General features: G+C 62.7%; 13 protein-coding genes. 5 read left to right on the top strand and 8 right to left on the bottom strand.

Going from position 1 to position 13,124, the window contains the following annotated elements:
- Nucleotides 1-110: 110 nt before the first annotated feature.
- On the bottom strand, nt 111-1,364 hold the full coding sequence (locus tag HMPREF9695_RS13365; RefSeq protein ID WP_006021379.1) for an MFS transporter: 1,254 nt from the start codon (nt 1,362-1,364) through the stop codon (nt 111-113).
- Between the two features lie 57 nt (nt 1,365-1,421).
- Here HMPREF9695_RS13365 and HMPREF9695_RS13360 point away from each other — a divergent pair, with 57 nt between their 5' ends.
- Nucleotides 1,422-2,258 carry an AraC family transcriptional regulator gene (locus HMPREF9695_RS13360; RefSeq protein WP_006021378.1) on the top strand — a complete coding sequence of 279 codons (837 nt, stop codon included), beginning with the start codon at nt 1,422-1,424 and terminating at the stop codon, nt 2,256-2,258.
- Between the two features lie 9 nt (nt 2,259-2,267).
- On the opposite strand, the gene HMPREF9695_RS13355 is transcribed toward HMPREF9695_RS13360, so the two are convergent.
- Both HMPREF9695_RS13355 and HMPREF9695_RS13350 read right to left on the bottom strand, forming a co-directional pair.
- On the bottom strand, nt 2,268-3,212 hold the full coding sequence (locus tag HMPREF9695_RS13355; protein WP_006021377.1) for a cupin-like domain-containing protein: 945 nt from the start codon (nt 3,210-3,212) through the stop codon (nt 2,268-2,270).
- Nucleotides 3,209-4,453, bottom strand: a complete 1,245-nt coding sequence (locus HMPREF9695_RS13350) for a GNAT family N-acetyltransferase (RefSeq protein ID WP_006021376.1) — start codon at nt 4,451-4,453, stop codon at nt 3,209-3,211. The genes HMPREF9695_RS13355 and HMPREF9695_RS13350 overlap by 4 nt, the downstream gene beginning before the upstream one ends.
- A 377-nt stretch (nt 4,454-4,830) precedes the next feature.
- On the opposite strand from HMPREF9695_RS13350, the gene HMPREF9695_RS13345 reads away from it, so the two are divergent.
- Nucleotides 4,831-5,163, top strand: coding sequence for a PilZ domain-containing protein (locus HMPREF9695_RS13345; protein WP_006021375.1), 333 nt, complete (start codon nt 4,831-4,833; stop codon nt 5,161-5,163).
- A gap of 35 nt (nt 5,164-5,198) precedes the next feature.
- Nucleotides 5,199-5,447, top strand: coding sequence for a PilZ domain-containing protein (locus tag HMPREF9695_RS13340; protein ID WP_006021374.1), 249 nt, complete (start codon nt 5,199-5,201; stop codon nt 5,445-5,447).
- A gap of 30 nt (nt 5,448-5,477) precedes the next feature.
- Here HMPREF9695_RS13340 and HMPREF9695_RS13335 read toward each other — a convergent pair whose 3' ends face one another.
- Nucleotides 5,478-5,732 carry a PilZ domain-containing protein gene (locus HMPREF9695_RS13335; protein WP_034459147.1) on the bottom strand — a complete coding sequence of 85 codons (255 nt, stop codon included), beginning with the start codon at nt 5,730-5,732 and terminating at the stop codon, nt 5,478-5,480.
- Nucleotides 5,733-6,200: 468 nt separating this feature from the next.
- On the opposite strand from HMPREF9695_RS13335, the gene HMPREF9695_RS13330 reads away from it, so the two are divergent.
- A complete protein-coding gene (locus HMPREF9695_RS13330) occupies nt 6,201-6,470 on the top strand; it encodes a hypothetical protein (RefSeq protein WP_006021372.1) in 270 nt (89 codons plus the stop codon).
- Nucleotides 6,471-6,484: 14 nt separating this feature from the next.
- On the opposite strand, the gene HMPREF9695_RS13325 is transcribed toward HMPREF9695_RS13330, so the two are convergent.
- From HMPREF9695_RS13325 to HMPREF9695_RS26395, 3 genes are all read right to left on the bottom strand, one after another.
- Nucleotides 6,485-6,670: a hypothetical protein gene (locus tag HMPREF9695_RS13325; RefSeq protein ID WP_006021371.1), complete on the bottom strand. Its 186-nt coding sequence runs from the start codon at nt 6,668-6,670 to the stop codon at nt 6,485-6,487.
- Nucleotides 6,671-7,502: 832 nt separating this feature from the next.
- Complete coding sequence (locus HMPREF9695_RS13315; protein ID WP_006021368.1) at nt 7,503-7,739, bottom strand: hypothetical protein; 237 nt, start codon at nt 7,737-7,739, stop codon at nt 7,503-7,505.
- Between the two features lie 314 nt (nt 7,740-8,053).
- Complete coding sequence (locus HMPREF9695_RS26395) at nt 8,054-8,230, bottom strand: zinc ribbon domain-containing protein (protein ID WP_006021367.1); 177 nt, start codon at nt 8,228-8,230, stop codon at nt 8,054-8,056.
- Between the two features lie 552 nt (nt 8,231-8,782).
- On the opposite strand from HMPREF9695_RS26395, the gene recA reads away from it, so the two are divergent.
- Complete coding sequence (gene recA, locus HMPREF9695_RS13305; protein WP_006021366.1) at nt 8,783-9,871, top strand: recombinase RecA; 1,089 nt, start codon at nt 8,783-8,785, stop codon at nt 9,869-9,871.
- A 379-nt stretch (nt 9,872-10,250) separates the two neighbouring features.
- On the opposite strand, the gene gcvP is transcribed toward recA, so the two are convergent.
- A complete protein-coding gene (gene gcvP, locus HMPREF9695_RS13300; protein WP_006021365.1) occupies nt 10,251-13,118 on the bottom strand; it encodes an aminomethyl-transferring glycine dehydrogenase in 2,868 nt (955 codons plus the stop codon).
- Between the last annotated feature and the right edge of the window lie 6 nt (nt 13,119-13,124).

Here is a 13,124-nt window from a genome sequence, read left to right as displayed (position 1 = left end):
TTCCGGGATGCGCCCCTTGGGCGCAGGCCCGGAATCCATTCTTGCATCTGAGGTGATGGATTCCGGGTTCGCCTGCTTCGCTCGCGCCCCGGAATGACAGGGAGGAGCTGCTACGCCGCCGCCGCAACCGGCGTCGGCAGCTTCGCCGGCAGACATGCCACCGCGACGAAGATGACCGCCGCCGCGCTTGCCATCAGCCGGAACAGCGTGTCGAAGCCGTAGTTGCCGTAGACGAACGAAATCATCGGCAGCGCCAGCGCGAGCACCGTGAAGCTGACGACATAGCGCACGCCGTAGATCCGCGCGCGGGCTTCGCCGCTCGCCATCTTGCCGATCATGAAGTCGTTGATCGGAATCTGGCCGAACGCGCCGAGCATGAAGCCGAACGCCGCCGCCAGCGCCCATACGTCGCGCAGGCCGGGCATCACCGCGAAGAACACGATCTGGATCGCGGCGACGATCATGAAAACCGTGCGCGGCCCGAGCCTGTCGAGCAGGCTGCCGACCACGAGCTGCGCCAATGAGGCCACCGCGAACACGATGAAGGTGAATGCGCCGACCATGGTGGCGATGTCGCCCTTGGCTGCCGCCACGCCGCTCGCCGCCAGCCATTGCGTCATGTCGGTCGCGATGCCCTGCAGCCGCTCGTCGAAGATTTTCGGCAGCGCGAAGGTCGTCGACTGAAACACCAGGCTGGAAACAGCCGTGGTGAGAAACACGATGGCGGAGATGCGCAGCAGCAGCGCCTTCATGTCGGCGGATTGCGCAGGCGGGGCGGCAGCGGCTGCCGGCGCCTTCTGGTGCGCAGTGGACACTTCGCTCCACTGGTGCGCGGCATAGAGCACGCCGATGACGATGGACAAGATGCCCGGCACCACGAAAGCGGTGCGCCAGCCGCCGTGATCGATGAAATAGCCGGTGATCAGCGCAGCGCTGGCGACGCCGAGATTGCCCCACACGCCGTTCACGGCGAGGCGCATGCCGGTGTTCTTCCATTTCTGGGTGACAATGGCGAGGCCCACCGGATGATAGATCGCGGCGAACATGCCGACGATGAAGAGACCGATGCCGACCTGAAGCGGCGTCTGCGCGAATGCGGTTGCGATCGACGAAATGCCGATGCCGATGAAGAAAACGACGATCATGCCCTCGCGGCTCCACTTGTCCGCGAGCCAGCCGGCGGGCAGCGAGAACAGCCCGAACGCGAAGAAGCCCGGCGTCGCATATTTCAGGAGTTCGCTGTAGCTGAGGCCCCATTCGCGCGAGAGCGCGAGCGCCGCCACCGTGGCGAAGATCAGCGTGAACAGATGATCCAGATAGTGGCCGATGTTCAGGAACAGGAAATGGATGCGGTCGCGCGTCATGGGAGCCTCGAAACAGAATCTCTGACGAAAAAGTACCCTTGGCAGGATGGCGTGGTCATGCCAATTTTCGTCGAGAATCTGCCATCGGGACTTCGACCGGCCATGACCCCGCGTTCACGCCGCAGCACTGACGCCAACGACTATCAGTTCGTGCCGCGTCCGCTGGCGGCGATGTCGAAGAGCTTCAAGGACGGCTTCGAGATCGAGCCGCATCATCATGCGCGCGACCAGCTCGTTTATGCGGTGACGGGCGTGATGCGGGTGCGCACGGCTGGCGAGGCGTGGATCGTGCCGCCGGATCGCGCGGTGTATCTTCCGGCGCGGACGGTGCACGCGATCAGCATTCGCGGGCATGTGGAAATGCGCACGCTCTACATCGCGCGCGATGCCCGTGACGATCTTCCGTCCGCACCGACGGTGCTCGAAGTCTCACCGCTGCTGCGCGAACTGGTGCTGGCCCTGATCGAGGAGCCGGTGGTCTATGACGAGCAGGGGCGCGGCGGAGCGGTGGCGCTGCTGATCCTGAGCGAGATCGCAAAGGCGAAACGGCTGTCGCTGGTGATCCCGATGCCGCGCGATCCGCGCCTGCTGCGCGTCTGCAACGCGCTGCTGGCCGATCCGGCAAGCCGCCTCACCCTGGACAGTTGGGTCGATACCGCGGGCGCATCGACGCGGACATTGGCGCGGCTGTTCGAGGCTGAACTGGGTTTGAGCTTCGCCGCCTGGCGGCAGCGCGTGCGCTTTCACAACGCGCTGGAGGCTATCGTGAGCGGCGAGCCGATCTCGCGCGTCGCGGAGCGCAACGGCTATCGCAGTTCGAGCGCGTTCTCGGCGGCGTTCCGCAAGGCCATGGGCCAGCCGCCGAGTTCGCTGAGGAGCGAGGGGAGAGCGTGAGCGATTAGCTCACGCCTTCTTCAGATAGTAGTTCGCGTTCTTGCCGAGCGCGATGCGGCGGATGATGCGGCGCATGGTCTCCGAGCCGCGCAGCGGCTCGATGATCGCAGCGGCGGTGCGGTACACGGCGAGTTTCATAGCGTCGAGCGCCGGGTTCTTGCCCGGGGCCGCCTGCGGCAGGCCCAGGCTGCGCAGCATCGAGTTGAAGCGATGCAGGTCGTTCAGGCGGCGGACTTCCTCGGTCTTCCAGGTGATTGCCATGGAGATCGAGTAGGAGCCTGCGGTCTTCACCCAGTGCGGCCACTGATAGGGGATGTAGCAGCCGTCGCCGGCGTCGAGATTGAATTCGGTGCCGCGCGGGCGGAAGCTCTCATGGAACGGAACGTTGCGGTGCTTCACGGTCGAGTGCTCGACCTGCGCATCGTCGGCGATCTTGCCGTCGCGGTTGTCATAGACCGCGAAGACCTTCTCGCCATGGATCTGCACGAAGAAATTGTCCTCGGCGTCCATGTGGAACGGCGTCGTCGAGTTCGGCGACGACACGAACAGGAAGCCCTCGATCTGCGAAAAGCCCGCGTCCTCGATGCTCTTGAAGCCGCGCGCGCGGGCGACCGATGTCAATGCGTCTTCCAGAAGCTGGCGATACTCAGGCGTTTTCTCGATGCGCTTGAGCACCATCCATGCGCCGGCGGTCTGGATGCGGTTGACCACTTCGATCGGATCGAGGTCGACGCTCTTCACCTTGTCGGGGTCCTGGCTGATCGCGGCGTCGCCGGAATTGTACTCGATCAGGTCGCGGGGCATGCTTGATGCGAGCTGCGCGATGCGCGGCAGCGTCAGCAGCGGATGACCCGAGAGCTTGTGACGGATCGCGAACGGCTTGAGCGGAAAATCCCGTTTCAGCGATTCATTATCCGCAGTGATGACCGGCGAAATGCTTGAGGCGACGTTCATGAGCGTGTCTCCCGGAATTTTCTGATGAAATGAACGAGGCGGCGCGCGGGCTCGCGAACGAGCGCGCGCAGGGCGAGGCCGAGCCGGATGGCCGGCACGAACGGATCGCGGCGATTGAGCGGGATGAGGACGTCGCCGATGGCAAGACGTCCGCGCCAGATCGGATCAATCATGGGGTGGCCGGGCATTGCGGTGGAATCCACCATCGCGATGCTCGGGTCGGCGCACATATGGCGCGTCAGTTCGAGCGTCAGTTGCACGCCGGGCGAATATTTGGCGAAGTTCTCGTCGACACCGAGCTTGAAATAGAAGGCGCGGTCGAGGTGACGCAACACGATGGCGGACGCGACCGGCGTCTCACCCGCATGCAGTGTCACGATTTCGCAACTGCCGCGCGCGGCCGCATCGAACACCGCGCGGCGGACGAACGCGGCGTCGCCTTCGTTCTGGGCCAGCGCTGTGCCGCGCCTGGCTTTCCAACCGCTGGCTTCGAGGGTGAGGAAAATTCCAAGGTCGCGTTTGATTTCGCTCGGCGCGGTCACGATGGTGAAGATGACCTCGCCATGGTCGGCGAGCCGGTTGCGCTGGCGGCGGAGTTCTTTGAGTTTCTTCGGGCCGAGCGCGTCGCGCAGCAGATCGTCGGCATTGCGCGTGGCGTCGAGGCTGGCGCGGGCGTGACTTTGCAGGATGCGCGGCTTCAATCCATCGCTCGCGAGAGCGCGGGTGAACGCCATCATGGCGGCGCCGTCGATCGGAATGTCGCGCAGGATCAGCGCATGCGCGCCGGCGTTGCGTGCCTGCTGCATCAGGTCTGCTGCAGCCTCGTCCGCGCCGTCGCGGTCGAGCAGCGGCGTTGCCAGTGTGCCGTAAGGGTCGGCGCTGACAAGCGCGGGCAGGGGAAGGTTGTAGGCGCGCCATGCGGAAATCACCGGCAGCAGGCCGATCAGGCGCGGCGTGTCGTTGGGCACGATGGCATCGACGCTCGCCGTGAGGGCGCTGACATTGGTGCGCGCCTGTGCGGAAGCATTCACCGCCAGTTCCCATTCGGGCAGGTAGTAGCCATTCGGCTCGATGGCGTTGTCGCTCAGGCGCCGCCAGCGTTCCGCGGAAATTGTATCGAGCAGCGGCAGCGCGGCCGATGCTCCGGCTGCGGAGCGGCCGCTGTCGTCCGCTCGCTCGCGGGCCAAGCCCACCGCGCGGCGCGCGGCGGCGGCTTGTGCTGCGTTGGCAATCTCGACCACGTCCCAGTCCCTGTTCACGCGTTTTTTGAGCGCGCGGCTTTTGGCATCGCGCAGTTTTGTCGTGCGTCCCTGGTCTTCGACGCTATGCGGGAAACATCAAAATCGGATGTGGGGTTCGGGTTAAATGCGCGGTGCTTTTTTCATCAATCGTTAACGATGACGCGGGCGCGGATAATGGCGGCGATAACGCCTGCCGGTATCATCTGGTTGAAAAAGGGCCTTACGCTTAAGGAAGTTTAAGTAATTGCGCGTAATGTAGAACTATTATGACACTACCGGCGTCCGGTTTTTGCGGCGCCGGCCGTTTAAGACGACAGTTTCTGTAAACCGAAATTCTGGAAATACATTTTCACAAGCAGCCTCTGAAGGAGGTCGCAATGAGCAAGGAACTTCGTAAGAGCCAGCGCATCGATTTCGAGCGTGGTTTCGATGTTCAGATCATGGGAATAGACGGCACCTGGCGCCGCCCATGCAAGATGCTGGACGTTTCCGAGGGCGGCGCGTTGCTGAAGGTCGACGGCTCCGTCGGGAATCTGGACCTGAAGGAATTCTTCCTGCTGCTGTCCTCGACGGGACTGGCTTACAGGCGTTGCAAGATGGTGCGCGTGAACGGCGACCAGATTGGCGTGATTTTCCTGAAACCGGAAACCACCAAGAAAAAGATGGCCTCACCGTCGGCGAGACGGGCGCCAGTGCAAGGGGTGGCCTGACTGTAATCTCTGCAAAATCATTCACGGATGTTCGCATGCCTCAAGACCGCCGCTTTAACCGCGTGAAGCCGTCGGGGAGTCTCTCCCGAGCTGCCAAGATCATCGTCGATCCGAAATCTCCGGTGATCGGCTGCAATGTCGTGGATTATTCCGCGGGCGGAGCGTGTCTCGAGGTGACGCCTCGTATGCCGCTGCCGCAGCGGTTCGAACTGCTCTACGCCGGCTCCAAGAAGAAATGCCGCGTCGTATGGGTGAACGGCCCGCGCCTCGGGGTTTCGTTCTAGCTCATCTTCCGGGCTCTGCGGCCGATGCGTTCAGTCGAACGCAATGCCGAAACGTTTGCCGTTGCTCCAGACCACACGGCACCGGGCGAAAAAATCGTCCGCCTTGATCGCGAGCCGGAACGTCGGCGGAATGACCGCCGCGTTGGCGACATCCAGCGCCGCGCCGCCGCCCGAGATGTTGCGCACCGTGCAATCGATTCCCGCGCCGCCGAATGTGATGACGCCGCCCTTGAACACGCGGCGGCGCGCTTGCGACCGCCTGTCCACCTGTGGTGCTTCTGTCATGGCTGCGAGCCTCTGGATCATGGGCGCCAGACTCGTGTGGTGGTTCGCAAGTCCGCATCGTTTCTACGGCGCGCTCCATTGCGGACTTGCGAACCCAAACCTCACGAGAGTTATATTTTCCTAGTGTCTCCCGAATCCGAAGTTCGCTCCAGACGGTGCCGCAGAATCAAGCGAACTTCGGATTCGGACACTAGGGTATGGCCGGTTGCCAGCCTTTAAACCGATGCCCCGCGCCGGGTGCGGTCGCATTCAGGATTGATTCACGATAGGGGCCGCGCGGCAGGGCTCGGCCGTGCGGACAGATAAAATGACCGTGAAACCGGCTGATTCCGGCCGTTGCGGGGTACTCGCCCCGTCTTGGCCATCGTTTCACGGTGGAGTAGAACGGTGCACGGTCGCCGGACGGGCGGCGATAACAGTCTCAAAGACGAACAACCTCAAAAATTGACCGGGGTGGGGAGAGTTTCAATGCACGTGTTTCGGGTGGCGATGCTGATCGGAGCAATGACGGTTTCCGTCTCTATCCCGGCGCTTGCCCAGTTCACTCCCGGTTTCAGGCTCAACGAGACCAAGGAGCTTACCGAGGAAGAAAAGGCGCGGAACAAGGCCAATGAGGATGCGGCCAAGGCCGCCCGTTCCAAGATCCCGGACGCCAAGGCGAGCAACGATCCATGGGCCTCGGTCCGCAGCGAGCCTGCGGCCAAGCCGGCAAAATCGAAATCGACCGCCACGAAGTGATGCCGCGCGGGTGGCTATTTCAGAGGTTTCGGATCTGCTGACAGCCAGTTGTTCAGGTTGACGGCGATGTCGAGCTGACTGGCCTTCTTCAAAAGCTCATCGCGCTTCTGGCAGGGCGGCATCTTGCTCGCCTGGTTTCGCGTGTCGTCCGCGATCTTTTGCCACTTTTCTTCGATCGAGATTGAATTGGTCCGGGCCATGGATGGCGCTCTCCTGTTCGTCAGGGGTGAGCCAAGGCGGCAGCCTTGTCGAAGCAGCCGCCGGTTTCCGTAAACCGGTTCAACCGGCGGTTGGCCGAAACGATCCCTTGGCGAGGATGGCCGGCCGCGACATATTTTTGCATCGCGGTGGAACGAAAGCCGCGGCTCATTTGTCTTGCTGAGATATGACGAGCGGGGGACGAATGTTCAGCCTGATCCGGCTCATCCAGAGATGGCTATGGCCCGCGGGGGACGAGACTCCGTCCCCGGCGCAGGATTCGACCAGCATGGCCGACCTGGTCCGGCTGCTCGAGACGGACGCCGAGCCGTCCGACCCAGCGGGGACATCCAAGACGGACGCTGCCGATGGTTCCGGCGCCTGAGGCGTGATGCGGAAATCTTACTTCCCCTCGGGCGGCCGCACCGCGTGCACAAGCCGGTCCCACTTCGGCGATTTGAACGGATCAAAGCCGTCGCAGGTGTCGCACACGTACTGTTTGTGCCTGTTCGTGAAGACCAAGGTCATCCGTTGCCCGCAGACGGGACACATTGAAGGATCGAACGAGTTCATGGGTAGCTCCGCGTGGACGAGGCGGGAGCGCAAAACTCTCAGTCACCGGTGATGCCACAGTCGGACGGTGATGAGACAAGCCTAGCGGGTTCTGTTTTTCGCTGCATCAGAAATCGCGTCGGAAAGATCAGAACACGTCTACCTCATTGGAAGTAGGCCAAGGCGATTTTCAAAACTCGGCGGCGCGCAAAGCGCGAGTTGAAGAAGATTTTAACAAAGAGACCGCCTGAGCGGCCGTATGTTGATGCCCGCGCAGCGGATCTAGTGAAGGCGCCCGGCTTCCTGCTGCTGTGCAAGTTTTAGTTCTTCGGCGCGCTCCTGGCGTTCCCTGGCCAGAAACTCCCTCTCGCGTTTTTCAAACGCTTCCAGCTCTTTGTGGACCACCTGCATGAACTGGTCGTGCGCCGATTTAGCGATCTGGGTCGGGTTTATGGTCGGCACTCCTGTCAAGAAACTGTCACAGGAAAAAGCATAGCCGTGGCAAAAGTTCGGCTCCATTCATCACTTCGGGTTACAGCCCTGCGGCGCCTTGCAAAAAACCTTGAACGGCGAAGCAACGGAACGGCGGAGAGCGGGCTCGGCGAGGGGGTCTGCAACGCTCGGCGCCCGGGCCTGATCGCCGACGTTGCGGACTGTGATCATCTTCACAGACCCGGCCGTCAATTCATGGTTTGAAGACGCCGGCTCACGCGAGCCGTCGTGAACCTCAGCGGCGCTCATACCGCTGGGGTGCCCTTGTCGGGCGTTCCTCCCAGACTTGGCCGCCGCTTCCTTGACGGGAGGCGGCGGCTTTTTGGACCAGCCACGGGGCCTTACTTCTTGGGCTCGTGCAAAAGCCCTTTAATCAGCTTCTTCAACTGCGGCGATTTGATCGGGTCTGGCCGATCGCAATGGATGCACTGGTAGGTGCGCGGGCCTTCGCCACCGGGCGGCAGCATCAACTTCAAAGGCTTCCCGCACTTGGGACAGATGTGGTCCTTCACGGGCATTGCGATCACCCTGCCAAGGGGAGCTCCATCCTAGTTCCTGCGCTGGATGAGAATCGAGTCCAATCTTTGGATGAGTCTACGCCCAGAAACCCCCCGCGCCGGGAGGCTGGGGGAATTGTTGGATCGGCTCCTGCTCACCCGGTCGTTTGTATGCTTTTCAAAATCCGTGTCAGGCGACGAATAAAGCTGTCGATCCATGTGTCGGGCAAAGGTCGCGCCTTTGGCTTGCGATTAAATTGGTCCAGGCATGAGAGATGGATCGTAGTTTTTGTTGGGCCTGTCATTTGATATGGTCCTACCGGCCGCCTGAAGGCGGCTGTCATGGAACCAAGTTCGTATAGCGAACATCGTTCCATGAGAGGCCGCTTCCATAATCAAATCAGGCCACTAAGGGTTAAAACAGGCCAGTACCCCGCCCCTGAAAAGAACATATTGCGAACTTGGAACAAAAAGGGTACATTCTCGTCCATCGGATCACCACCGATTCCGGTCCGCCGACCCTGGGAAGCCGTTTGTCCGGCAGGCGAATCCCATACATAAGAGGAGCATCAGATGGCCCCCGCCGCCCTGCGTATCGTTGAAGGATCGTCCATGGACAAGACCAAGGCCCTGTCGGCCGCGCTCTCCCAGATCGAGCGCCAGTTCGGCAAGGGCTCCGTGATGAAGCTCGGCAAGAACGACCGCTCCATGGACATTGAGGTCATTCCGTCGGGCTCGCTTGGGCTGGATATCGCACTCGGCGTCGGCGGTCTGCCGAAGGGGCGGGTGGTCGAGATTTACGGGCCGGAATCCTCCGGCAAGACTACGCTCGCGCTGCATACGGTGGCCGAAGCCCAGAAGAAGGGCGGCATCTGCGCCTTCATCGACGCCGAACACGCGCTCGATCCGGTCTATGCCCGCAAGCTCGGGGTCAATGTCGATGAACTCCTGATTTCGCAGCCCGACCACGGCGAACAGGCGCTGGAAATCGCCGACACGCTGGTGCGCTCGGGCGCGGTCGATGTGCTGATCGTGGACTCGGTGGCGGCGCTGGTGCCGCGCGCCGAACTCGAGGGTGAGATGGGCGACGCGCTGCCGGGATTGCAGGCGCGACTGATGAGCCAGGCGCTGCGCAAGCTGACCGCCTCGATCAACAAGTCCCATACCATGGTGATCTTCATCAACCAGATCCGCATGAAGATCGGTGTGATGTACGGCTCGCCGGAAACCACCACCGGCGGCAATGCGCTGAAGTTCTACGCCTCGGTGCGCCTCGATATCCGCCGCATCGGCCAGATCAAGGAGCGCGACGAAGTCGTCGGCAACTCGACCCGGGTCAAGGTGGTGAAGAACAAGCTGGCGCCGCCGTTCAAGCAGGTCGAATTCGACATCATGTACGGCGAGGGCGTCTCGAAGATGGGCGAAATCCTCGACCTCGGCGTCAAGGCCGGCATCGTCGAGAAGTCCGGTGCCTGGTTCTCCTACGATAGCCAGCGCCTCGGGCAGGGCCGCGAGAATTCCAAGGCGTTCCTCAAGGCGAACCCCGAGATCACCGCCAAGATCGAGGCTTCGATCCGGCAGAACTCCGGCCTGATCGCCGAGCAGATTCTGGCAGGATCGCCCGAGCGCGATGCCGACGGCGAGGAGCCGCAGGACGAATAAAGCGTTTTCAGGCGAAGTGGGAACCGGTTCGCGTTAAGAAAACGCGACAACTAAAAAGAGTTCATTTTCGACCGGGCTTCACGGCCCGGCCGGTGCGATCCGAAAAGACGGGAATCCTTTTCGGGCATCCATCGCACCTTCGGAAGCAAACGGGCGTTGTGGATGTTGAGTTGCCGACATCCCCAGCGCCCGATTTGTTTTTGAGCTGTGAGCGCGGCTGTTCTCTCGCGGCGTCGTCCCCGCGAAAGCTGGGACCCATACTCCCTGAGCTATCGATGCCGTGGGATGTGGGGCGGATGCGTCGTTCTCTTCAAATGAGAAAGAGGAAGGTGGATCCCCGCTTTCGCGGGGATGACCGGTTTAGAAATCGCGCGTGCGACTACTCCGCCGCCTGCGCGTAATCCGCGACCGGCGGGCATGAGCAGACCAGATTGCGGTCGCCATGAACGTTGTCGATGCGCCCCACGGGCGACCAGTACTTGTCGCTGCGCGAGGTGCCGGCCGGGAAGCAGCCTTCCGCGCGCGTATACGGCCGCTGCCAGTGATCCTCGGCGATGTCGTGCACGGTGTGCGGCGCATGACGCAGCGGCGAGGCCTCGATAGGCCATCGTCCGGCCTCGACGTCGGCGATCTCGCGGCGGATCGCGATCATGGCGTCGCAGAAGCGGTCCAGTTCCGCCTTCGATTCGGATTCGGTCGGCTCGATCATCAGCGTGCCCGGCACCGGGAAGCTCATGGTCGGGGCATGGAAGCCGTAGTCGATCAGCCGCTTGGCGATGTCGTCCACGGTAACGCCCGATCCTGCCTTCAGCCCGCGCGGATCGACGATGCACTCGTGCGCAACGCGGCCGTTGTGGTTGCGATAGAGCACCGGGAAATGCGGATCGAGCCGCCTGGCGATGTAGTTCGCGTTCAGGATTGCGACTTCCGTCGCCCGGGTCAGGCCTTCGCCGCCCATCATCAGGATGTAGATGTAGGAGATGACGAGGATCGATGCGGAGCCGTAGGGCGCCGCCGACACCGGACCGACCGGGGCCTTGCCGCCGTCGGTTGCGACATGTCCGGGCAGGAACGGCGCGAGATGGGCGCGCACGCCGATCGGGCCCATGCCCGGTCCGCCGCCGCCATGCGGAATGCAGAAGGTCTTGTGCAGATTGAGATGGCTGACATCCGCGCCGTAGTCGCCGGGGCGGGCGAGCCCGACCTGCGCATTGAGATTCGCGCCGTCGAGATAGACCTGTCCGCCGTGACCGTGAACGATGTCGCAGATTTCGCGGATGTGCTCCTCGAACACGCCGTGGGTCGACGGGTATGTGATCATCACCGCGGCAAGATCGTTCGCGTGCTGCGCGGCCTTCTTGCGCAGGTCCTCGACATCGACGTCGCCGCGTACGTCGCAGGCGACCACCACCACGTCCATGCCGACCATGCTGGCGGATGCCGGATTGGTGCCATGGGCGGAGGAGGGGATCAGGCACACCTTGCGGTGCGCCTCGCCGCGCGAGCGATGATAGGCGCGGATCGCCAGCAGCCCGGCATATTCGCCCTGCGCGCCGGAATTCGGCTGCAGCGACACCGCGTCATAGCCGGTGATGTCGGCCAGCCATTTCTCGAGCGTGGCGAACATGGCGTGATAACCGGCAGCCTGTTCCTTCGGCGCGTAGGGATGCAGTCCGCCGAATTCCGGCCAGGTCACCGGGATCATTTCGGTGGTGGCGTTCAGCTTCATGGTGCAGGAGCCGAGCGGGATCATGGCGCGGTCGAGCGCGAGATCGCGATCCGAAAGCTTGCGCATGTAGCGCAGGAGTTCGGTCTCCGAGCGGTGCTCGTGGAACACCGGATGGGTCATGAACTTGCTGGTGCGTGCGAGGCTGGACGGCAGCGCGTCGCGTGCCTCCTTCTCGATGTCGGCGTAAACCAGATTGCCGCCGAAGGTGCGCCACACGCTCTCGACAATCGCAGGCGTTGTGGTTTCGTCCAGCGCGATGCTGACCGTCTTTTCGTCCAGCCGCAGATTGATCTGCTCATGCGCGGCATGAGAGATGATCTTCTGCCGCTCGCCGTTCACCGCAACCGTCACGGTGTCAAACCAGCTGTCGTTCAGCGGCGCGAAGCCGAGTTTCTTCAACCCGGCTGCCAGCACTGACGTGCGCCGGTGCACGGTCCGTGCGATATGGCTCAAGCCTTCGGGGCCGTGATAGACCGCATACATCGACGCGATCACGGCGAGCAGCACCTGCGCGGTGCAGATGTTCGACGTCGCCTTTTCGCGGCGGATGTGCTGTTCGCGCGTTTGCAAGGCGAGGCGATAGGCAGGCGCGCCGCGCGAATCCACCGACAGGCCGACAATGCGGCCGGGAAGCGAGCGCTTCAGCGCATCCTTCACCGCCATGTAGGCCGCGTGCGGTCCGCCGTAGCCCATCGGCACGCCGAAACGCTGGGTCGAGCCGATCGCAATGTCCGCGCCGAGATCGCCCGGCGATGCGAGCAGCGTCAGCGCCAGCGGATCGGCAGCGACGACGGCAATGCCGCCTTTTGCTTTCAATGCTGCAATGGCCGCGCGCGGATCGAACAGTCCGCCATGCGTGCCCGGATACTGGAACAGCGCGCCGAACACGTCGGCATTGCCCAGATCACGCGCAGGATCGCCGACGATCAGCGACCAGCCGAGCGGTTCGGCACGGGTGCGCAGCACCGCCAGCGTCTGCGGATGCACTTCATGATCGACAAAGAACGCTTTGGTCTTCACCGATGACGAACGCTCCGCCAGCGCCATGGCTTCCGCTGCCGCGGTGCCTTCATCGAGCAGCGATGCGTTGGCGATGTCGAGGCCGGTGAGATCGCAGATCATGGTCTGGAAGTTGAACAGCGCTTCAAGACGTCCCTGACTGATCTCGGGCTGATACGGCGTGTAGGCCGTGTACCATGCGGGATTTTCGAGAATATTGCGCTGGATCACAGCGGGGAGGATCGTGCCGGAGTAGCCTTGGCCGATCAGCGACGTGAACACCTGATTGCGCGCCGCGATGCCGCGCATGTGCGTCAGCGCTTCGGTCTCGGAAAGCGGCTTGCTGAGATCGAGTGGCGCCTTCTGCCGAATGGAAGCCGGCAGCGTCTGATCCATCAGCGCACTCAGGCTGGCCACGCCGACGGTCTGCAACATCGCGTTGATGTCGCGCGGCGAAGGGCCGATATGCCGGCGGACGAAATCGACGGCGGGTTCAGCGGAGGGGCGGATGGCGGTCATGCGTAG

This window comes from Afipia broomeae ATCC 49717, from assembly GCF_000314675.2.
Taxonomy (GTDB): domain Bacteria; phylum Pseudomonadota; class Alphaproteobacteria; order Rhizobiales; family Xanthobacteraceae; genus Afipia; species Afipia broomeae.
The sequence above is the reverse complement of the archived record's forward strand: the minus strand, read 5'-3'. Positions and strand labels throughout refer to the sequence as shown.